This window comes from Thermodesulfobacteriota bacterium (assembly GCA_040758155.1).
Taxonomy (GTDB): domain Bacteria; phylum Desulfobacterota; class Deferrimicrobia; order Deferrimicrobiales; family Deferrimicrobiaceae; genus UBA2219.
In genome coordinates this window covers 1-20560 of the sequence record JBFLWB010000168.1, presented here as the reverse complement: position 1 = coordinate 20560, position 20560 = coordinate 1, and the positions used below count along the sequence as shown (strand labels likewise).

Sequence of the window (20560 nt, the reverse complement as noted above, 5' to 3'; positions counted from 1 at the left end):
CCCCTCCGATTCTGAATTAGTTGACGCCCGCACAGTACAAAGCGACCGGAAAGCGAACGGCTTTCACCCCCTCCCTGTTTATTTTCCATACCGGATCGACCCGGCAATAGCTTCATAAATGCGAATATCCTGAATCATACAAAGGGCGAAAACGGATAACAAGACCGTAAATCCACCCCGGGCGGTATTTTCCGGGGGACCGGTCTTTACGTCTGCCGCCTGCGGGCATGCACCCGCCGCAGCGCCTCCTCGTGCCTGCGCAGGTCGTCTTCCGTCTCGAGTATCAGGGGAGGAACCTCCACGGGGCGCCCGTCGTCGCCCAGCGCCACCATGACGAAATAGGAGGTGTTGGTGTGGGTAGTCTTCCCCGTCCGCAGCTCCTCCGCCTCGACGCGGACGCCCACCTCCATGGAGGTGCGCCCCACGTAGTTCAAGGAAGCGTACAGGGTCACGAGGTTCCCCACGTAGACGGGGGCGTGGAAATCGAAGCGGTCCACCGTCGCGGTGACGCAGTTGCGCCCCGAGTGGCGGATCGCCACCGCGCCGGACGCCGAGTCCGCCAGCTTCATGATGTTCCCGCCGTGCACGTTCCCCGAAACGTTCGCGTCCAGCGGCGTCATCATCTGGGCCATCACGATACGGGATGCGGAAACCGGCTTCCCTTTCATCGGATCCCCTTCCTTAATATATTCGGATGCGTGATTATCGGGCCGGCTGCGGAGCGCCCTGCACTTCGGGGCGCTGCCGGAGATAGCCGTCCAGCTTCCGGCTCGCGGGGAACTGCCGCCGCGTTTCCCGAAGCACCTCGTCCGCCTCGGCGAACCGGGACTGCCGGTCGAGCAGCTCGGCGAGGAACAGCTGCCCGCGCTCCTGCGCTTCCGGCGCGCGTTCCTTCTCGAGGCACGCGCGCTGAGCGGCCTCCGCTTCCTTGAGCCGTCCACGTCCGGCCAGGGATCGGGCCTCGTCGCAGACCGATGGCGCAGCCGCCGGCGCAGCGGCCCGTTTAGCCATTGCCCGGCCCTCCATGCCCGCCGCTACGCCCGCAACGGCCTCCTCTCCTCCTTTTTCCGTCCGGGCGCCGGATCCCGCCCGCTTCTCCTCCTCCCGGAATGCAAGCGCCGCGTCCGCCCGCGAAGGGGGGGCCGGCTCGGCGGGAGCCTCCCGGGGCACCGAGGGCGAAGGCGCTGGTACGGAAAGAGTCGATTTCCCGAGGGATTCGTCGGAAAATCGCTCCGAAGCGCCGACAGGAGCCCGTTCCTCACGGAGGGGGTCGCTGCGACCGGCTTCCTCCCGCGCAACCGGTTTCGCGGCCTCCTTTTTCTTCTCCGGCAGGGCCGGGGGGGGGACGGGCGACGCCTTTTCGGCGGTCGCGGTCGTCGCGGAGGGCGGAGGCGCGAGCGGAACCGCCGTCCTGGAAAACGGATCCACCCCGGTCTGCCGGACGACCAAAAGGAGCAGCGCCGCTGCGGCGGCCGCGGGGAGGAAATACGGCAATCCCCTGCGCGCCCATCCGCGTTTCGGCCGCACGATTTCCGCCGGAGCGCCTTTCCCCGCATCGAGCCGTTCCATGACCCGGCGGTTGAAACGGTCCCAGTATTCCGGCCCCGGGTCCGGAACGCCGACGCTCGAATCGATGCCGGCGAGACGATCCAGGACGGCGGAGCACTCCGCGCAGCCGCGAAGATGCTCATCCACCCGGGCGCGGTCGGCGGACGAAAGCTCCCCGTCGTGGTACGCGGCGAGCATCGGCCGTATCTCCCTGCAATCCTTCACTCCCTTTCCCCCCGTCCCTTCCCCAGAAGGGCGGCCAGCCTCTCCCGGGCGCGGGAGAGGCGGGACATCACCGTCCCGGCCGGCACCCCCGTGGACTCCGCGATCTCCGCGTAGGAGAGCCCCTCGACCGCCCGGAGCACCAGCACCGTGCGCAGCTCGGGCGGAAGCCCGGCCATCGCTCCCGCGACCCGCTCCGCCTCCTCCCCCCGCTCCGCCGCCGCCGAAGGGTCCGGCGAAGGATCGACCGGCTCCGGGGCCTCCTCTTCCGGCACCCGGGGTACGCCCACCTTCGCGTCGCGCAGCACGGACAGGCTCGTGTTCCAGGCGATCTTCCGGAGCCAGGGCGCGAAAGGCCTCGACGGGTCGTAGGAGGAAAGGGACCGGAAGAGGCGCACGAACGTCTCCTGGGCGGCGTCGTCCGCGTCGGCAGGATTCCCGGTCGCCGACCAGCAGAGGCGGTAGACCGTCTGCCGGTGGCGCGTCATCAGCGTCTCGAACGCCGCGCGGTCGCCCTTCGCCGCCCGCCCGGCCAGCCGCTCGTCCTGTTCTTCGAGCCGGTCCGCTCCCATCCCATAACCTCTATACCATACGTTCCCGGGATTTATTCCCCCCCGGGGCACCGGGCGGGAATAAAAGACGCGGAAAGCGGGTATATGCGGCAGGAAACGAAGCGCACATCCCGAGAGGAACGGAGGAATCGCATGAAAAAGATCGCGGCCGCATTGCTCGGATTCGCCTTGCTGGCGGCGCCCGCGGCGGCGCCCGCCTCGGCAACCCGCCTTTCCATGGAGGTCCGGCCGGAGAACCGGACGATCCTGATCCCGGGGCCCGGCGACGGGACGGTTCAGATCCAGGTGATCGCGCCCGACGACGCGGTCCCGCGCGACCGGCCAAACGTCAACCTTGCGCTGGTCATCGACCGCAGCGGTTCCATGTCGGCCGCCCGCAAGCTCGACTTCGTGAAGACGGCCGCCCATCGACTCGTGGACATGATGGGGCGCGAGGACGTCCTGTCCATCGTGACCTACGACGACCGGGTGTCGGTCCCGTGGCCCGCGCGCCGCGTGGACGGGAACCGCGAGGAGCTCCACCGCATCATCGAGGGGCTCTATCCCGGGGGGAGCACCTTCCTTTCCGGCGGACTTGAAGAAGGGTTCCGGCAGGCGTTGCGCGGCCGGCGCGGCGGATATCTCAACCGGGTCCTCCTGCTGTCCGACGGGCTGGCCAACGTCGGCGTGACGGGGCGAGGCGCGCTCCGGGAGATCTCCTCGGGCATGGCGCGCCGGGGCGTCTCGGTGTCCACCTTCGGCGTCGGCAACGATTTCGACGAGGAGCTGATGGCGGGGATCTCCGCGGCGGGCGACGGGAACTACCGCTATCTCGGAGACCCGGAAGGGATCGTTGCGGCGCTGTCCGACGAGCTCCGCATTGCGTCGCGGACGATCGCCTCCGAAGTGGAGATCGTGATCCGGCTGCGCAGCGGCTGCCGGTTCGGCTCGGCGCTCGGGCGCGAGTGGCGGCAGGCGGGCGATGCCTACGTCATCCGGCTGGGCGATCTTCCCGCGGGCGAGCGGAGGACGGTGTTCGCGAGCCTCAACGTGACCGGCGACCGGACGGGCGTCCTCGAGGTCGGCGAGGTGGCGCTGCGCTACCGCGATCCGGCCACGGAAAAAACCGTGACCGCCGCCCCGAAGGCATTCTCCCTGGAGCTGGTGCGCGACGAGCGCATCTACCGGGAAGGGTTCGACCGCTCGGTCCAGGAGAAAAAGGCGGTGGCGCAGTCGAGCGTGCTGGTGCAGGAAGCGGCCCGGCTGGCCGACGAGGGGAAGAAGGATCAGGCGAAGGAAACGCTCGGAAAGGCGGCGGCAGGGCTCGCCGCGGCGCCCCCGTCTCCCGCCGTGAAGGCCGAGATGGAGCGCGCCGCCGAGTACGGGAGCCGGCTCGACGCGATGACCGACATGAGCACGGAGGAGGCGAAGGGAATCCAGAAGGAGATCAAGTACCGTTCACACCGCCAGCTCCGGGAGCGGTAGGCGCCAGGGTGACCGTCGCCTTGGCCACCAGCTTCTCCGCGCCTCCCCGGACCGCGTAGACTTCCGACTCCGCCACGGAGAGCGTCCTGCCGGACTTCAGCACCGTCGCCCGGCACCGGATCCGCTCTCCGACGGCGGGCCGGAGGAAATTGATCTTGAACTCCGCCGTCAGCACCAGGAATCCCGCCGGCACCAGCGTCCCGGTCGCCCCGCCCGCCGTGTGGTCCGCCAGCGTCGCCTGCACCCCGGCGTGAACGAAGCCGTCCTGCTGCAGATGCTTCGGCAGGATGTCGATGTGCGTCTCGCACCATCCCGGGCCCAGGTCGTCGAGCACCAGACCGATGTCCGCCACGAAACGGGACTTCCGGATGATGTCCGTGGCATGTTCCCGGTACTGCGGATTCTGCGGTTTCATGAAAACGCTCCTCCCATCCATCTAACTAATGGAAACGGCCGGCGCCGTCAACGAGGAGCGCTTTCCGTGGAGAGCGGGGCCCGCCGCGTCCGTGCGGCAAGCCCCACCCCAAAGTCAGCAGGTCTTGCCCGACTCCTTCCCCTTGGACCATTCCTTGATCCATTCCTCGTGCCGGTGCTTCATCTCCTCGGGAGGAACGTCCTCCTTGTGCGTCGCAAGGGTCCAGCAATAACCGTACGGGTCGCAGACGGTCCCGCAACGGTCGCCCCAGAACATGTCCTTGAGCGGCTCCTTGACGGCGGCGCCTGCGTCGACGGCTTTCTTGTATGCCTCGTCCACGTCCTTCACGTAGAGATAGATCCCGTACGGCGAGCCCCCGAGCGTCTCCGGCGACTTGTTGCCCATTTCCGGGATCTCGTCGGCGATGAAGTACTTCGAGTCGCCGATCTTGAGCTCCGCGTGCATCACGCAACGGCCGTCCGGGCCGTGGACCCGGTAGTACTCCTCGGCGCCGAAGGCCTTCTTGTACCAATCGATGGCCTTCGCGGCGTCCTTGACGGTCATGCACGCGGTGATGGAATGGTACCCTTCCGGTATCGGTTTCACCGCGACGGAAAGCTTCCTGGCTTTTTCCATCATCCATACCCCCTTTTCCTCCCGTCGCGCGCGACCCGTCGCGGCGGGACGGAACCCCATGGCCGATTTATTACGCACTTTTATTGCATGATTTTGTGATGAATCCGGAATCGGCGCGGTTTCCTTCCGGCGACACATTTTCCATAACCGGTTAAAATCTCAAGAGATGCGCGAACGGGTGCCCCATTGAAGCTTCGATTCGGCCTCGACGACCGGATGCCCGCGGCGGTAACGGCGTCCTATGCCCTGCAGTGGCTGGCGCTGTCGCTTCCGTTCGTGGTCATCTCCGGAACGATCGCCGCCGATCATCACGCCCTGGACCCCGGTTTCCGGACCGTCTACCTGCAGAAGGCGGCGTTCGCGGCGGCGCTGTTGACGCTTGGACAGGCGTTCTTCGGGCACCGGTTGACGCTGGTCGCCGGCCCGGCCTCGGCGCTTCTGCTCGGCATCCTGGGGAGCCGGGCGACGCCGGACGCCGTCTACACGGCGGCCGGGCTCTGCGGCGCGCTCCTCGCGCTCCTGTCGGCGGCCGGACTTTTCGACGTCTTCCGCGGAGTCTTCACCCGCCGGGTAACGGCGACGGTGGTCCTTCTCATTGCCTTCACTCTGGCTCCTACGATCGCCCGTCTTCTTGCGGGCGGATCCGCCGGTACGCCTTCCGGCCGCCTCGCCTTCGCCGGGCCTTTCGTCTTCGCGCTCTTCCTCGCGCACCGTTTCCTGCCGGCGGCCGTTCGGCCGTTCCTCATCGTCGGCGGGATGGCGGCCGGAGCCGCGGCGTTCTTCGGGATGTTCGGGACCGGCGAAGCCGCGGGCGCCGGCGGCCGGCCGGCGGCGCTGGCGCCGTTTTTCTCCGGATTGACCCGGCCGGAATTCGATCCCGGAACAATCGTGTCGTTCCTGTTCTGCTTCCTCGCCTTCACCCTGAACGAGATCGGCTCGATGCAGGGATTGAAACCGCTGCTGCGCCCGGACGGGATGGAGCGGCGCACCCGGAGAGGAATGACCGTCGCGGGAATCGCGAACGTCGTCGCGGGGGCCCTCGGCGTCATCGGTCCCGTCGATTACACGCTGAGCCCCGGCGTGATCGCCGCCAGCGGCTGCGGCTCGCGGTTCCCCCTGGTTCCCGCGGCCGTCCTGCTCCTGCTGGCGTCGTTCTCCCCCGCGGTCCTCGGGGCGGTGGGGGCAATCCCGCCGACGGTGATCGGCGGGATCCTCGTGTACACGCTCGCCGGACAGGTCGCCGCCGGCATGATCGCCGCTTTCCAGGACGGGTCTTTTCGGTTCGAGGACGGGCTTGTGATCGGGCTTCCGCTCCTGGCGGGAACGGTCACGGCGTTCCTGCCCGCGGCCGCGCTCGAGGGAATCCCCGCGATGCTGCGCCCGGTCGCCGGGAACGGGTTCGTGGTGGGGATCGTTACGGTACTTGTTCTTGACCGTCTCTTCCGGGAGCGTCAGGCTGGGTAGATCTCCCTGAGCCGGTCCATGAGGAGATGGAACTCCTCGTGCTTGCCGCGGCCGATCCGCTCCTCCTCGATCCGCTCGAATTCCCCGACGAGAGCTTCCTGCCGCTCCTTCCCGAGGACGGCATCTACCCGGGGAAGAAGCTCCCGGTCCTCGCGGTCGATGTGCGACCGCAGCAGTGCGATGTATTTGCGCGCGTTGCCGACGAACCGGTTCACCGCGGGGCCGTCCCCTTTCCGGGCAGCGGGAAAAGCCTCTTCCATCCCCCGGATGAAGGACCGGCCGTTCCGGTGATCCGACAGGAGGGACGCGACAAGTTCCCGCTCTTCCCGCCCTCCGGCCTCGGCGATCCCCGGGAAGAGGAAGTCCTCCTCCTTCCCGTGGTGGCAGGTGTCCACGAAGACCTTCAGGAACTCCAGGATCCTCTCGATGTGCCCGGGATCGGGATACGTCCCTTCCTGCAGCCGGTCGCAGATCCTCTCCAGGATGCCGAGCATGATCCCGACCCCGGCATGCTCCTCTTTCAGAACCGTTGCAGGCGTCATGTTCCTCTCACAACCGTGGGGCAGGAAACGGTCGAATCCGCCTGGGCCGGACGGCGGTTCCCTCCGCGGGCCCGGCCCAGGTCATGCGTATGTCACGCCACTCGTTTCGAAGAAGCCTTGGGGGAAGCCATTGCGCCGGCGAATCCGTCCCGGATGAGCGGTCCTTCCTGGCCGGTACGCTTAGCGAGCGTCTGGATCGCCTCGGCGCATTTCGTGTGCAGCGGCTCCCACGTCTTCATCTGGCCGTGGTACCCCTCCACGTGCTCCTCTTCGAGGATCGGCTTCCCGCACATTCCGCAGATATATGGGTTCGCCATGTCCGTGCCTCCTCCGCTTTTTGGATGCCCCCGGCAGCGGGAGAGGTCCGTCTCCGCGGATTTTTTCCGCCGCATGTAATGACCCGCGCGAATATCTCTCGCGCGGAAGCCCGTCCCTTGCGTTCCGGCAGACCGGTCAGCCCGAAATTAATGGCATCGTTGGGCACCCGCGACGCCGCCCAGCGCCTGCATGGGCCATTGATCGATACAAAAAAAGCGGCGGGGACCGTTCCGGACCCCGCCGCCCGAGCGCCGGTCATTCCCGACTAGTCATCCCTATCCCCGCCGAAGAAAAAGTCGTCATCATCGAAAAAGAAGCCACGGTTGAACGGATCGAAGACGAACGGATTGGCGAGAAATGGATTGACGAGGAACGGATTGGCGATGAACGGGTTGACGACAAACCGATTGGCGATGAACGGATTGACGCCGAACCCGTTGAAGCCGTCATCCCTCTCGAAATCTCCCGCAAGAGCCGCTGCCGACGTCGATGCGACAAGGAACGCCGCCAGCAACAGTATGTTTATCTTGCGAGCCATGACATCACCCCCTTTGATGCTTACGGCTTTCTAAATACTCGCCGGCCAGTCTTCTACACGCCTAGTCGAGCAGGTCCTCCAGATCGAACACATCGCCAAGGTCGAACAGGTCTTCCAGATCATCGAAATCGTCGTCGTCCTTGTCCATCTTATTGTTGTGGTCGTCCATATCCATCTTCTTGTGGTCGTCTTTATCACCCGCAAGAAGCACCGACGGCGTCGACGCGGCGAAGATCGCCACGAATAACAATATGAGAATTTTGCGAATCATCTATATCACCCTCCTCATTGCGCACGCTTTTATCTCCACACTATCTCCACGTACTCCGAGATAATGAATGCGACTCACCTTGAAACCTATGAATGAAATCGCTCAAGGGAAGTTTCGTTATCAAGAAAGATACTTGTCGAACCATCTCGGGAACCACCAGTGATTCCTGCGGGGAAATACTATTTAACCGTTGAATAATCAGCCGATATGAAAAAAGCGACGGGATTTTTTGTTCCCCCGCCGCCCGTCCTTCCGCCCCGGTCACCCCTCCCCGTGTCGTCTTGTCGGCCGGGGCGGAAGAGGCACATCTACCAGCAAGCGTCAGTCGTCGAAGAACCCGTGGAAGAACGCCTTCTTGAAGAAGAAGTCTTCGAACGGATCATCGTCGAAGAAGAACTTGCGGTCGAATTTGTCGAACTTGAAGTCGTCCTTTTCGAACTTCTCGAACTTCTTGTCGTCGACGAACTTCTTGTCGTCGAACTTCTCGAAGCCCCCCGCAAGAAGCACCGCAGGCGTCGACGCAGCGAACACCAACGCCAGCATCATTATGAGGATCTTGCGAGTCATGACGTCACCCCCTTTTTACACACGTCTCTCAAGAGTTGACGAACATGATTCCCCCAGTTATTAGGAAGGAAATTGATTAACAGCAGTTTCAATTTCAGGAGCGATTCTCGGGATCGGCCCCCGGGATTCCCATCCCATCATAACCCCGGGCCGCACTGGGGATAAATCACAAGAAAAACAGCGAGTTACATGAAGGAACCCGAAGGTCGCCCCCGTTCCGGGCGATTGAATATAAAAAAAGTTACCCGTGACAGAGCTTATCCGCCAGCTTCGGCCTCCGCGACCTGGAATTCCACGTCCGACCCGCTCCGGATCAGCTTCTTCACCGCGCATTCCCCGATCGATTCGAGGATCGCGTCGCGCTGCTCCCGGCCGATGTGCGGCGGAAAGGATACCGTGGTCACGATGCGCCCCGGCATGGCGGGGTTGGCCGCCTTCACCATGGGCTTGAGCTGGATGTCGATGCCGGCGTCGGAGATCCCCAGCTTTTTGCAGGCCTTGATCGCGTACACGCCGGCGCAGCCGGCCAGCGCCGCGTAGGTCGCCTCCAGCGGATTGACCAGGGAGCCGTCCGTCGCGTAGGAGATCGTCTTGTCCCGGTAGGCAACGTCGATGCGGGGAGTCCCGTTGAGGACGAGCCGGTACATGGCTACCTCCCCTTCCCGCGGGCGGATTTCCCTTCCGGGGTCACGCGGGTCCTGCCCGTGCGCCCGAGGCGCGCGGTATCGTCGACGGAAGTGAACCGGCCGGGGCCGTTGTCCCCTCCCTTCCAGATGAACCCGCTCCCGCCGCTGATCAGCCGCTGCGGCTTCTTCCCGCACTTGGGGCATTTCGCCACCGGCTTGTCGCTGATGGCCTGGTCGCGCTCGAACCGGTATCCGCAGGAACCGCATTCGTATTCGTATGTGATGAGCATCCTTCCTCCAATCCGGCGATATCAACATGTATTGTAACGCAACGCCGGGTGAGGAGGAGGCGGTGATAAACTCAAACTGGACCGATACCAGGGGGAAGTTCCCCGTCATCCCGGGAGGCGAACGATGCGAAGGCGATTCCGCCCCGTGCTCCTGCTGGTCGTCGCCGGCCTTCTTGCCGGTCACTCCCTTGCCTGGGCGGCCCCGCCACGCTCCATGCGCTTCCACAAGCAGGTGGCGATGGACAGGCAGGGATTCGGCATCGAAGCGTTCCGCCTGCTGGTCCCGGAGAAATGGCGCTTCCAGGGCGGCGTCACCTGGGACATGCAGAAGTTTCCGCCCCTGGCGACCATCGCCTTCAAGGCCGCAAGCCCCGACGGCCGGTCGCTCTTCGAGCATTTCCCCCACGAGAACTTCTTCTGGTCCCAGGATCCCAACCTGCAGATGTCCTACGCCCGGACCGGCACGGAGATAATGGCGCCCGTGAGCGCCGTCGATTTCCTCCGCAACGTCTTCCTGCCGCGCCACCGCAAGGACATCGGCGACCTGAAGGTGCTGGAAAGCGCGGCGCTGCCCGAGCTGGCCCGGAAGACCCGGGAGATCGCGGAGCACCAGATGGCCCTCTTTCACACGATCTCGCCGTTCACCTTCCGGTTCGAACTCGCCTCCGACGCGGGGCACCTCCGGGTGCAGTACCGCAGGCAGGGGCGCGTGATCGTCGAGGAGCTGACCGTGGCGGTCACCCGCATGACGGCGTACCTGCAGGGCATGTACGGGCCGGTGACGTCGGTCACGTGGATCACCCAGGTCAACAGCTTCCAGGCGCCGGCCGAGGAGATGGCAGGCCGGGCGCCGCTGTTCCGTGTGATGCTCGACAGCTACCTGGAAAATCCGGCCTGGGCCGAGGCGGGCACCCGCCTGGCCGCCACCGTCACCCGGGAGCAGCTTCGACACCAGCAGGCCGTATTCGACCGGATGCAGCAGATCCGGCGCAGCCAGCAGGAAGTCAGCGACATGATCGTCAAGGGATATCGGCAGCGCAGCGCGGCGCAGGACCGCATCTTCGACAAGTACAGCGAGGCGGTCCGCGGCGTGGACACCTACCGCGACCCGGTGAACGACCGGGAGATCCAGCTACCCACCGGCATGCGCAATGCCTGGACCGACGGCAGCGAATACGTCTTCAGCGACCAGAGCGATTTCAACCCCAATGTCGGCAGCAACAAGAACTGGCAGAGGATGGAGAGGAAGAGGTAGAGGATCCACGTGACCCGACTTTACGACGAACGGTGCGGGAAGCTCCTGGAGCTGGCGGAGAGCCTCGGGAAGAATCGGGCGCGGATCGCCCGGGAGGCGGCCCGCGACCTGCTGTTCACCGTCAAGGACAGCGAGACGGAAGTGGGCGTCACGATCTCGCGGCTCAGGATGTTCCCCGACGCGAGGCCGATCCTCGAAGGAAGGCGTCCCCTCGGCGGAGAGGGCTCCTCCGTTTCCCTCATGCTCTCCTACAACGGCAGCTCCTGGCTCAACACCGCGATCGCGTCGCTCTACATGGCGGGGAATCGCGTGAACGTGAAATTCTCCTCGAAGGGATCCGGCCTCTCCGCCCTCACGGAGTCGCTCTACCGGCCGATCTTCGGAGACGACATCCGTTTCACGCGGGAGAGCGGGAAGGAGTTTTTGCGGCGGTCGCTGGAGGATCCCGGCGTCTCCGCCGTGATCGCGTTCGGCTCGGACGAAAACATCCTCCCCTACGAGAAGGCGTTCCGCGAAAGCGGAAAGAAACTGGTCTTCGAGGGACCCGGGCAGGATCCCTTCATCGTGTTCCCCGACGCGGACCTCGGCCTTGCCCTCGAGGACCTGTTGGCCTCGAAGTTCTCCTACTCCGGACAGACGTGCATCGCCCCGAAAAGGATCTTCGTCCACCGCTCGATCTACGAAGAGTTCCTCGCGCGGTTCGAAGAGCGCGTCCGCGCGCTCGTCGCCGGCTCCCCGGAAAACGCCCGGACGGACGTCTCCCCCGTGGCGAGCTCCCTGGCGGTCGCGCGGATCCGGGAGCAGCTCGAGGAGTCGGCGGCGATGGGTGCGAAAATCGTCTGCGGCGGCGGGATCGAGGGGAACCTGATCCATCCCACGATCGTCCGGGACGCCACGGACGGCATGTTAGGCATGCGGGAGGAGGTCTTCGGCCCCGTGGCGTTCACCTCTCCCTTCGATACGAAAGAGGAGGTCGTTGCCCGCGCGAAGGCCCACAAATACGGGCTGCGCGCGGCGCTCTTCGGCGGGAAGGAGGCGGCGGATGCGGCGAAGGAGCTGGCGGGCGAGGATTACTGCCATCCGGTCCCGGCCTACACCTTCGGGAGGTTCGGAACGATCGCGCTGAACATCCCCCGCGAGGAGTCCTGGCGCGGCGCCTTCGTGATCAAGGCCATCGGGGGCTACGGATACTCCGGCTGGATCTGGGAGACGGCGGGCGGAACGTTCCGGATCAAGCAGGGGCCGAAGCTGCTGAGCGTCGAGACTTCAATGCCGTAGCGGGGGATGCGCGTTTCCGGCCGCATCCCCCGTTTCGTTTTCAGCCGGGACCGGTCACGGCGCGCAGGAATACGAGTGCTCCCCGTTCTTGACGGCGCTCTTGCACGGGAACTTGAAGAAGAGGTTGCCGACGTCCCTGTTGGCGCTGATGTAGTGGCACGACACATAACCCGGCGCCGCCGTGCTGTTTGAGGAGTATATGAACACGTCGAAGTTGTTCTGGTTGGCCGTCATCGCCGACGGGCCGTAATTCGCCTTCACCCACCCGTCGTCGATCTTCGTCGTGATCGTGATCTTCGGCGCGCAGGCGACGGTCTTCCCGCCGGCCGGTGTCCCCTGGACCGGCGTCGCCCCCGCCATGGTCCCGACGACCATTCCCGGCTGCGTGAAGGGCTGCACCCCGGGCTGCGCTCCGAGCACGGCCCCGCTCTGGCCGCCGCCCGCGAGGACGAAAGTCTCCCAGGGCCCCGGCGACGGGCGGTTGGCGTACAGCGGCAGCTTCCCCCCGGGATCCGCGGCGACGAACAGGTTGTTCACCATGGACTTGAGGGCGATCTTTCCGCCGCCCATGTCCACCTTCTCGAAGGTTTCCGACGAGCCGGCGGCGTCCCGGTCTGCGACGAGGGCGAACAGCTTCAAGGGATCGACGCGGACGAACTTGCCGTTCGCCGCCGCCTTGAGGACGACCCGGTTCGCCCCCGCGTCGAACAGCTCGAAGGTCTCCCACTGGGCCGCGGCGTCCCGGTTGGCGACCAGCGGCAGCGTCCCGGCGTTTTCCGCGCAGACGAATTTCCCGTTGGACTGCGCCTTGAGCGAGACCGCGCCGAGCGGGTTCAGCGTCAACGCGGGCGCCCACACCCTCACGAGGACGTAGGCCTCGCGCTGGCCGAGGCACTGCATCTTCGGGCCGTCGTCGGGGACGCCGAACATGTTGATCCTGCCCCAGTACCCGTTGTCGCCGTAATTGGTGTCCACGTATCCCAGCCGCAGGTAGAACTGGCCGAGCTGCGTGGGGTTGCCCAGGTTCTTGGGGATGTCGATGACCTTTCCGTTGTAATTCTGGATCGGCTGCAGGCCGTTGATCGCCCCCGTGAGGCCGACCTGACCGTAATGGCCGGGAAACGGATTCCCGTTCCCGTCGATGGGGTTGACGTACCGCTTCCAGGTCGCGGAAGGCGGGAAGGTCGCGCCGGGCTGCGCGCAGCCGCCCGCGTCGATCCTCACCTTGCCGCCCGGGGCGAACGTGATGTTCCGGTACTCCGTTTCCGCCTGCTGGATGTTCGGCATGTAGATCAGGAAGATCCTCGGGTTGACGCCCGGGGGGGAAAGCTCCCGCACCGTTTCGGCCGATTTCGGAAGGCCGTTGATGATGTTCTCGATCGCGGACCAGGACAGGTCGAAATCGGCGCGCGCTCCGCCGGGGAGCAGGACCGCCGCAAGCAGGATCGACAGCAGGACGAACCATGCTCTTCCCATCCGATGCATGCTATACCCCTCCTCGTAATGGTTCCCGTCGGCTTCGCCGGGGACCCAGTGAATGACCCCTCATTTTCCTGAGTTCGCGGCACGAGTGTCAACGGCGATTCCCGTAGCTTTCCTCGGCATCCCAATGGAAAGAAATCGGGAGGATCCGCAGATGGAAAACTCTCCAAGCGACCGGGAGCGTACGAAACGTTTTCTCCGGCGCGCGATCGAACTGGCCCGCAAGGGGCTGGAAGCGGGCGACGGCGGCCCTTTCGGCGCATTGGTCGTGAAAGGCGACGAGATCGTCGGCGAGGGCTGGAACCGCGTCGTCGGCTCCAACGATCCGACCGCGCACGGGGAGATCGTCGCGATCCGCGAGGCCTGCCGGCGGATCGGGGATTTCCGCCTCGAGGGTTGCGAGCTGTACACCAGCTTCGAGCCGTGCCCGATGTGCCTCGCCGCCGCCTACTGGGCGAGGATCGACAGGGTCTATTACGGCCTCGGAGCGGACGTCGCGGCCGGCATCGGCTTCGACGACCGGTTCCTCTACGAACAGATGGCCGTTCTCCCGGAGAAGCGCAAGATCCCCTGCATCCATGTGGCGGACGAAGAGGCGCAGAAGCTGCTGAAGGCGTACGCAGCCGACCCGGACCGGGCGAGATATTGAGCGGAAGCCGCATGTCCGCTCGCTTCGGCGCGCGGGCAAGCGGTGCGGCGCGATAAGGAATTACAGGAGCGCCTTCGCCCCCGCCTCGGCCACCTGGGCGTCCTCCGTGGATTTGGCGCCCGAGACTCCGATGGCGCCGACGATCCTGCCGTCCCGCTGCAGAAGGATGCCGCCCTCCAGCGCGCAGACGCCGTTCACCGACAGCCATCTAACGTTGAACCCGCCTGCCGCGATCCCCTCCTCGAACGACTTCGTGGGCCGCTTGTAGTCGAGCGCGGTCTGCGCCTTCGCCCGGGCGAGATCGATGCTTCCGTACTGGGTATGATCGATCCTCTCCAGGAGCACCACATGGCCCGTGCTGTCGACGACGCAGATGACCACGGTCCATCCGTTCCTGGTCGCCTCTGCCTCCGCTGCCTCGACAACCTTTTTCGCGGTTGCCAGGTCGATGGGGGGGCCGTACATCATCGGGATACCCTCCGGTTCCGTCTTCTATGGTTCCCCGATCCTATCACTCGGATTTGAGGGAAGCCATGTCGATGGAAAAGCGGTACTTCACGTCGGACTTAAGCAGCCGCTCGTACGCCTCGTTGACCTTCTGTATCGGGATGACCTCGACGTCGGATGTGATGTTGTGCGCTCCGCAGAAGTCGAGCATCTCCTGGGTCTCGGGGATGCCGCCGATGAGCGAGCCGGAGAGGCTGCGGCGCCCGAACAGGAGTCCGAAGGCGCCGACGGGGAGCGGCTTCTCCGGAGCTCCGACGAGCGTGATGTTGCCGTCGCGGCGGAGGAGGTTGATGTAGGCGTTGATGTCGTGCTCGGCGGAGACGGCATCGAGGATGAAGTCGAAGCTGCCTGCATGTTTCTTCATCTCGTCGGCGTTGCGGGAGAGGACGACCTCGTCGGCGCCGAGGCGAAGCGCGTCTTCCTTCTTGCCCGGCGAGGTCGTAAAGACGACGACATGGGCCCCGAACGCATGCGCGAACTTTACCCCCATGTGGCCCAGCCCGCCGAGTCCGACCACGCCGGCCTTCTTCCCCTTGCCCACGCCCCAGCGGCGCATGGGAGAGTACGTCGTGATCCCGGCGCAGAGCAGCGGGGCGGCGCCGGCGAGTTCGAGGTTGGACGGGACCCGCAGCACGAAGCGCTCGTCGACGACGATGCTTTCGGAATACCCGCCGTAGGTGACGGTGCCGAGATGCTTGTCCGGGGAGTTGTACGTGAAGACCGCTTTCCGGCAGAACTGCTCCTGCCCCGCGCTGCACTCGGGGCAGGCGCCGTCCGAGTCGACCAGGCACCCGACCGCGGCGAGATCGCCGGCCTTGAACTTCTTGACCGCGGAGCCGACCCTGGTCACCCGCCCGACGATCTCATGGCCGGGGACGCAGGGGTAGACCGTAGGCATGACGCTGGCCCACTCGTTCCGGGCCGTGTGGAGGTCGGAGTGGCATATGCCGCAGTAGAGGATTTCGATCTGCACGTCGCGATCGGTGGCGTCGCGCCGCGGGATCCTGGTGGAGGCGAACGGCGATGTCTCGCCGGCAACGGAGTACGCCTTGGCGTTGTACATGGATCTCTCCTTTTGCAGGTTTCGATTCGTATTCGATGATCCGATTGCGTCCCTGGTAGCGCTTGTTCTCGATCCGCTTTCTGAGAATATTGTCAGACCGAATGACGATTTTCTTAAAACTCCCTCTCCGCCATCCGAACGGGTAACGAAAAAATGCCTACGTTTCGCTGGTTTTCCCGGCTGACCTGCGGTTTATTTTCCGGCATGTCATTTGCTGATCATCAAACGCTGCCCGCAACAGGACAATACAGCAACAAGGAGCGAGCCGCCATCCGAAACATCTTCGTTTGGGAAGAAGAGCCGGTGCTCCGCGACAAGCTCGTCGATTCCCTGCGAAATGAGGAGTGCCGCGTCGTCTCGCCGACGGATTTTTCGGAAGCGACCGAGGCCGTGACGCAGGAGATCTTCGACCTCATCCTGTGCGACTACTGGATGAGGAAGACCGACGGGGTGGCGTTTTTCAACCTCATCCGGGACCTGCAGAAAACCGCCGTCAAGGTTCTGATGGCGGGGTATCCCACGGGTTTGACGAAATCCGATCTCCGGCGTGCCGGGATCGATCATCTCATCAAGAAGCCGGCCGCCTTCGAGTGCGTCAAGACCCTGATGGAAGACCTCGCTCACGGAAAACCACGGTCCTTCCGGCCAATGGAATCAAAGACAAAAGGGGGTCCGTCGACATGGCAATAAGGGAGAAAGCGAAAACCAACGGCGCCGCCGAGACGATCGGCAAAAAGGTGAAATTCGAATATTCCGCCCCGGAGGCGAAAGAGGTGTTCCTGGCGGGGAATTTCAACCGATGGGATACCCGCGCGAACCCGATGAAGAAGGACAGGAAGGGAATTTGGAAGGCGACTCTCTCCCTGGAACCCGGGAGATACGAATACCGCCTGATCGCGGACGGCGGCTGGGAAAACGATCCCTCCTGCGCCGACTGCGTCGCGAATGAATTCGGCGGGGAGAACTGCGTCAGGATCGTCCCGTAATCATCTCGTTACTGCGGAGCCATGAAGTCGTAGATGAAGATCGGCCACGACTGGAAGTCGTCGATCTGGACCGTCTTTCCCTGCGCGGGCGGGCGCTTCGACTGGATATAGACGCAGAAGCTCTTCTTTCCTCCCCCGCCGATCAGGAACCAATCCCCGGGCCGGATCTCCCCCTTGACGTAATTCGCCTCATAGCTGTTCATGCCCGATTTGGACAGGATGACTCCATACTTCAAGGCGCCGTCGTTGCGGTCCGGCCAGTTGATGCCCATCCACTTGAGATATCTCTGGGTGACGGCGAACTCCTCGATCTTGAAGCTGTACACGTAAGTGTAGACACTGCCGTTCCGGTACACCTCGTACGATGCCTGGCACTCGAACGGAGGGACGTTCGGTTTGGTGATGTTGGACTTATAGATTTTTACCCCCTGCGGACCGGCAGGCATGATTTTCTGCCCGAACCCTCCGATATCCATCTGATCGGCCCTCACGGCCAGCAAGGGTGTCAGTGCCTTGACCTCGAAGGGGAGCTTGACGCCCGTCGCGGCGGTTCCCGCCGGTTTGGCGGAAATGTACCCCTTGCCGCCCGGCATATCGGGGATCATCACGCTGAGTCCGTAATCCCTGATGTGCTTGCTCGTGGCCGGGAACACCTGCCCCGTCGATGAATGGAAGAGGACATCGCATTCAGGAAGCATGTAGCTTCCGTTCAGGGTCACGAACCCCGTGGCATACTCCGCCACCGGTGTGACGGTCTTCAACAGGCAGCGGGGCGCGGGAAGGACCTTCAGAGGAAGCCGGTTGCTCGGCGTGCTCCCCCGGGTGACGAAAAAGGTATCCGGATACTGGGCGCCGTCCTGATACCCGAAGTTCTGCTCCAGGTCCGGCACGGTGACACGGAACGAAGTCGCGGTAAGCCAGGTAAGCGGCGGCGCAGGCACCCTTTTCCCCGTGGAGGAAACGAACCATGCGCCGTACGGTTCGCCCTGCTTGAAGTTCGATCCGTAAACGTTGATCTGCTCCCCTGTCGTGGCGGGAGCATGCGAGACGCTCTGCAGCACGGGCACCGTCGGCTTCACCTCGAAGGGCTTGGCGCCCATCGCGGCCTGGATGCCCGCCGGAAGAGCGCTGTTCCTGGGTCTTACCGAAATCGTCCCCATCCCCGAAGCCAGGACAGGCACGATGACCTTCATCTGCGTAGGGCTGATGGTCTGGCTGCCCGCGGCGTAGGCCCCTCCGGAGGCGTTCTGGAAATAGACCGAGCAGCTCCCGCTCAGCCCCTGCCCGGTGAGCACGATCTCGTTCCCCACCTCGGCGGCCACCGGCGAGACCGAGGTCAGGATGCATTCCGACGCGCCGGTCGAACCGATCCCCGCCGGACCCGCCTTGGGAGCCGGCTGGACCTGGTAGGGCGATGTAGTCGTTTGCGCGGGCGGGCTCATGGTCTTGATGCCCGGAGCGTCGATTCCGTGGGAGGGGATTGAGAAGGCCAGGGAAAACAGGATCATCGCTGCCGCTGCCGAGAAGCGCGCCGATCTGCCGTAAGTCATCGTTGCCCTCCTTGCGGATTTACCTGGCCACCCGGGACGGTCCCCTGCATGGTACTTGAGGAAGACAGGTGGTGCAATCCATCGATCCCCTCCATCGATCCCAACCGGGACGCGGAGGTTGCGGGAGCTCCGAAACCGCCTTATGTATTGAACTAAACGGCTCCGCCCTATACCATGTATCCGTTTATGCGCCCCCGTTACGCATCATCGCAAGAAGCAGGTAAATATTTCTCGGAGGCAAAAACCATGAAGAAAATGTTAATGGTGATTTTGATAGCGATGGTCTCTTCTTATGGCTGTGCGACCCTTGTTACCGGGACATCGCAAAAAATATCTGTCTCATCTTCTCCGGACAACGCTATGATCAGCATAGACAATGTATTTGTCGGAAATTCTCCGATAAGCGTTGATGTAAATAAAGATACCGGAAAGTACCTATTAGTGGAAAAAGAAGGATATTATCCCAAAAAGATGCTTTTGACTACGAAAATGAGCAATTGGTTTTGGGGTAATATCGTAGGATTATTATTTTTTGATCTATCCTCAGGCACGGATGCGCTCACCAAAGGAATGCTGGAATATTCTCCGGATCAATATTATATAACACTTGATCCGATAAATACCTTGACAAGCGGCATGGACATATATGAAGCCAGAAGAGAAGTCAAATTGTTCATTGTTTCTAACCATTCAGACATAATAAAAGAGCTGAACGCAGGACGTGGAGAATACGTAAAAACCTTGTTGAGAATCCTGAAAATAGCCGATGAGAATTCCGATGCGGCTATCATGAAGATCAAGGGGCTGTCACAAGCTTATTCGGAGGCACCCGATTTTTCCGAAAGAGTCGTGGAGTTGTTTTTAGGTAAGGAATCAACCTGATCTAAGCCGGAGCTCCAGAAGTTGCTCGACAGGGTTAACCGTCGACAAGGAAATCGACGACGGATTGCCACCACACCGCATCGACGCGATCCATCCAGTCGTTGTGATCAGCGGCGGGAACCACCCAAAGCCGTTTGGGTTCGGAGAGGTCCTCGAACAGGCGGCTGCCGAACTCCGGCGGTACGATGCTGTCGCGCCCCGCGATGACCACGGCGACGCGGCCCCTGTAACCCGATAGATTCCCGCTGCTGTCATAACGGTCGCGCAGAAGCAGGCCGACGGGAAGCCACGGAAAGTGATGGCGCGCGACGCTTTGGATCCTGTCCCAGGGAGTGATCAGCAGGACAGCGTCCGCGCCGGAGGACTTCGCCGCGGCGGCGGCGACACCGGCTCCGAGCGATTCCCCCGCGAGAAGAAGGGGCCCCGGAAACCGTTGCCGAGCCATCGCGAGCGTCTCTTGGGCGTCGGCAACCAGCGACTTCTCCCCGAGCGATCCGTCCCGCGAGCCGTAAGCCGGGTATTCGGCAAGGATCAGGCGCAAACCGAACCGGATGAAGACGCCCGCATACCACTCCCGGTGCCCGGCATGCCCCGCATTCCCGTGAAACATCACGACCGTTCCGCGGACGCGGCCCGTCGGCTCTCGCAATAGCCCCCGGAATCCCTCATCATCGGGCCAGGGGGCCAAGCCGAGACGACGGACCTCGGCGAGCATTTTCTCTCGAGTCGGATTGTCGGGAAAGTAGATCTGTTTCTCCTGGAACAGGAACAGCAATCCCATGTAAAGGAAGGCTGAGACGAGCAGGGCCAGGACAAGCATTTTCATCAAGTTGCCCTGCAAGACTGCGTGCGGCTCACCCGGGCCAATGGCACGACTCCATATCGACGCGGCCATCCGTCAGGAAAACCACTCCTTCGGCTTCCAAAAGAGCCTTGCGTATATCCGCATACATGCCGCCTGTGATGGATCCGTCCGCCATGACGACCCGCTGCGCCGGCAAATGCTCCGGACAACAACGCATGGCCCAACCGACCTCTCGCGCCGCATGCGGTCGCCCCAGCATCCGGGCGATCCGGCCGTATGATATCACTCTGCCGAAAGGTATTTGCTTGACAACGGTGTACACTTGTTCAAAAAACGGCTTCGAAATATAATTCATTTGATGTTTATGGTTTCGCAAAGCCATTTTCCGGTTTTTGTTCGAAATACTTTATTTAGAGTAGATTTTATTGCATCCGGACTCATTTCATCTTCATACATATTAACAAGAAAATCTGCTTCAACCAGTATTTGATAATCTATTCCGTCGATTTCCGTATATGTATGATGATGACCCACCAGGTAGCAAACCCTATTGATGACATCTTTTGAATAATCAAGTTCCATAAGCATTTCCGCAGCCACGGCAGGCCCTTCCGCCTCCTGGTATTTTCC

General features: G+C 63.2%; 27 protein-coding genes. 8 read left to right on the top strand and 19 right to left on the bottom strand.

Annotated features, from left to right (window positions below; genetic code table 11):
- Positions 1-206 precede the first annotated feature (206 nt).
- The 3 genes from AB1346_11790 to AB1346_11780 are packed head-to-tail and all read right to left on the bottom strand — an operon-like array spanning position 207 to position 2342.
- On the bottom strand, positions 207-668 hold the full coding sequence (locus tag AB1346_11790; GenBank protein MEW6721122.1) for an acyl-CoA thioesterase: 462 nt from the start codon (positions 666-668) through the stop codon (positions 207-209).
- A gap of 34 nt (positions 669-702) precedes the next feature.
- A complete protein-coding gene (locus AB1346_11785) occupies positions 703-1773 on the bottom strand; it encodes a zf-HC2 domain-containing protein (protein ID MEW6721121.1) in 1071 nt (356 codons plus the stop codon).
- Complete coding sequence (locus AB1346_11780; protein MEW6721120.1) at positions 1770-2342, bottom strand: RNA polymerase sigma factor; 573 nt, start codon at positions 2340-2342, stop codon at positions 1770-1772. The genes AB1346_11785 and AB1346_11780 overlap by 4 nt, the downstream gene beginning before the upstream one ends.
- A 132-nt stretch (positions 2343-2474) precedes the next feature.
- Here AB1346_11780 and AB1346_11775 point away from each other — a divergent pair, with 132 nt between their 5' ends.
- Positions 2475-3806 (top strand): VWA domain-containing protein, encoded by a 1332-nt coding sequence (locus AB1346_11775; protein ID MEW6721119.1) that lies wholly within the window; start codon positions 2475-2477, stop codon positions 3804-3806.
- On the opposite strand, the gene AB1346_11770 is transcribed toward AB1346_11775, so the two are convergent.
- Together AB1346_11770 and AB1346_11765 are read right to left on the bottom strand one after the other, a co-directional pair.
- Positions 3769-4221, bottom strand: coding sequence for a PaaI family thioesterase (locus tag AB1346_11770; protein ID MEW6721118.1), 453 nt, complete (start codon positions 4219-4221; stop codon positions 3769-3771). The two genes, AB1346_11775 and AB1346_11770, sit on opposite strands and share 38 nt — an antisense overlap.
- A 114-nt stretch (positions 4222-4335) precedes the next feature.
- A complete protein-coding gene (locus tag AB1346_11765; GenBank protein ID MEW6721117.1) occupies positions 4336-4860 on the bottom strand; it encodes a VOC family protein in 525 nt (174 codons plus the stop codon).
- Between the two features lie 183 nt (positions 4861-5043).
- Here AB1346_11765 and AB1346_11760 point away from each other — a divergent pair, with 183 nt between their 5' ends.
- Positions 5044-6321 (top strand): purine/pyrimidine permease, encoded by a 1278-nt coding sequence (locus AB1346_11760; protein MEW6721116.1) that lies wholly within the window; start codon positions 5044-5046, stop codon positions 6319-6321.
- Here AB1346_11760 and AB1346_11755 read toward each other — a convergent pair.
- From AB1346_11755 to AB1346_11725, 7 genes are all read right to left on the bottom strand, one after another.
- Complete coding sequence (locus AB1346_11755) at positions 6309-6863, bottom strand: hemerythrin domain-containing protein (GenBank protein ID MEW6721115.1); 555 nt, start codon at positions 6861-6863, stop codon at positions 6309-6311. The two genes, AB1346_11760 and AB1346_11755, sit on opposite strands and share 13 nt — an antisense overlap.
- Positions 6864-6955: 92 nt before the next feature.
- The gene (locus AB1346_11750; GenBank protein ID MEW6721114.1) at positions 6956-7180 is read right to left on the bottom strand and encodes a hypothetical protein; all 225 of its coding nucleotides are present in this window, start codon (positions 7178-7180) and stop codon (positions 6956-6958) included.
- Between the two features lie 266 nt (positions 7181-7446).
- Positions 7447-7719 (bottom strand): hypothetical protein, encoded by a 273-nt coding sequence (locus AB1346_11745; GenBank protein ID MEW6721113.1) that lies wholly within the window; start codon positions 7717-7719, stop codon positions 7447-7449.
- A 61-nt stretch (positions 7720-7780) separates the two neighbouring features.
- Positions 7781-7990 carry a hypothetical protein gene (locus AB1346_11740; protein ID MEW6721112.1) on the bottom strand — a complete coding sequence of 70 codons (210 nt, stop codon included), beginning with the start codon at positions 7988-7990 and terminating at the stop codon, positions 7781-7783.
- 321 nt (positions 7991-8311) lie between these two features.
- Complete coding sequence (locus AB1346_11735) at positions 8312-8557, bottom strand: hypothetical protein (GenBank protein ID MEW6721111.1); 246 nt, start codon at positions 8555-8557, stop codon at positions 8312-8314.
- Between the two features lie 257 nt (positions 8558-8814).
- Entirely contained in the window at positions 8815-9204 is a 390-nt protein-coding gene (locus AB1346_11730) for an OsmC family protein (GenBank protein ID MEW6721110.1), read from the bottom strand.
- A 2-nt stretch (positions 9205-9206) separates the two neighbouring features.
- Positions 9207-9473 carry a zinc ribbon domain-containing protein gene (locus AB1346_11725; protein ID MEW6721109.1) on the bottom strand — a complete coding sequence of 89 codons (267 nt, stop codon included), beginning with the start codon at positions 9471-9473 and terminating at the stop codon, positions 9207-9209.
- Between the two features lie 124 nt (positions 9474-9597).
- Between AB1346_11725 and AB1346_11720 the strand changes: the two genes are divergently transcribed.
- Both AB1346_11720 and AB1346_11715 read left to right on the top strand, forming a co-directional pair.
- Entirely contained in the window at positions 9598-10728 is a 1131-nt protein-coding gene (locus tag AB1346_11720; protein MEW6721108.1) for a hypothetical protein, read from the top strand.
- Between the two features lie 9 nt (positions 10729-10737).
- Positions 10738-12006, top strand: coding sequence for an aldehyde dehydrogenase family protein (locus tag AB1346_11715; protein ID MEW6721107.1), 1269 nt, complete (start codon positions 10738-10740; stop codon positions 12004-12006).
- A 54-nt stretch (positions 12007-12060) separates the two neighbouring features.
- Here AB1346_11715 and AB1346_11710 read toward each other — a convergent pair whose 3' ends face one another.
- Complete coding sequence (locus AB1346_11710; protein MEW6721106.1) at positions 12061-13491, bottom strand: hypothetical protein; 1431 nt, start codon at positions 13489-13491, stop codon at positions 12061-12063.
- 151 nt (positions 13492-13642) lie between these two features.
- Here AB1346_11710 and AB1346_11705 point away from each other — a divergent pair, with 151 nt between their 5' ends.
- A complete protein-coding gene (locus AB1346_11705; GenBank protein ID MEW6721105.1) occupies positions 13643-14137 on the top strand; it encodes a nucleoside deaminase in 495 nt (164 codons plus the stop codon).
- A gap of 60 nt (positions 14138-14197) precedes the next feature.
- Here the strand turns inward: AB1346_11705 and AB1346_11700 are convergent, their stop codons facing one another.
- On the bottom strand, positions 14198-14605 hold the full coding sequence (locus tag AB1346_11700; protein ID MEW6721104.1) for a heme-binding protein: 408 nt from the start codon (positions 14603-14605) through the stop codon (positions 14198-14200).
- 43 nt (positions 14606-14648) lie between these two features.
- On the bottom strand, positions 14649-15707 hold the full coding sequence (locus AB1346_11695; GenBank protein ID MEW6721103.1) for an NAD(P)-dependent alcohol dehydrogenase: 1059 nt from the start codon (positions 15705-15707) through the stop codon (positions 14649-14651).
- Between the two features lie 153 nt (positions 15708-15860).
- On the opposite strand from AB1346_11695, the gene AB1346_11690 reads away from it, so the two are divergent.
- Positions 15861-16397 (top strand): response regulator, encoded by a 537-nt coding sequence (locus AB1346_11690; protein MEW6721102.1) that lies wholly within the window; start codon positions 15861-15863, stop codon positions 16395-16397.
- Positions 16388-16693: an isoamylase early set domain-containing protein gene (locus AB1346_11685; GenBank protein ID MEW6721101.1), complete on the top strand. Its 306-nt coding sequence runs from the start codon at positions 16388-16390 to the stop codon at positions 16691-16693. Before AB1346_11690 ends, AB1346_11685 begins: the two co-directional genes overlap by 10 nt.
- A gap of 8 nt (positions 16694-16701) precedes the next feature.
- On the opposite strand, the gene AB1346_11680 is transcribed toward AB1346_11685, so the two are convergent.
- Positions 16702-18243, bottom strand: coding sequence for an IPT/TIG domain-containing protein (locus tag AB1346_11680; GenBank protein MEW6721100.1), 1542 nt, complete (start codon positions 18241-18243; stop codon positions 16702-16704).
- Between the two features lie 246 nt (positions 18244-18489).
- On the opposite strand from AB1346_11680, the gene AB1346_11675 reads away from it, so the two are divergent.
- The gene (locus AB1346_11675; protein MEW6721099.1) at positions 18490-19125 is read left to right on the top strand and encodes a PEGA domain-containing protein; all 636 of its coding nucleotides are present in this window, start codon (positions 18490-18492) and stop codon (positions 19123-19125) included.
- A 34-nt stretch (positions 19126-19159) separates the two neighbouring features.
- Here AB1346_11675 and AB1346_11670 read toward each other — a convergent pair whose 3' ends face one another.
- From AB1346_11670 to AB1346_11660, 3 genes are all read right to left on the bottom strand, one after another.
- Entirely contained in the window at positions 19160-20020 is an 861-nt protein-coding gene (locus AB1346_11670) for an alpha/beta hydrolase (GenBank protein ID MEW6721098.1), read from the bottom strand.
- Positions 19980-20285 (bottom strand): MGMT family protein, encoded by a 306-nt coding sequence (locus AB1346_11665; GenBank protein MEW6721097.1) that lies wholly within the window; start codon positions 20283-20285, stop codon positions 19980-19982. Before AB1346_11665 ends, AB1346_11670 begins: the two co-directional genes overlap by 41 nt.
- On the bottom strand, positions 20282-20560 hold a 279-nt coding region (locus AB1346_11660), incomplete at its 5' end, for a phosphohydrolase (GenBank protein MEW6721096.1). The genes AB1346_11665 and AB1346_11660, both read right to left, overlap by 4 nt.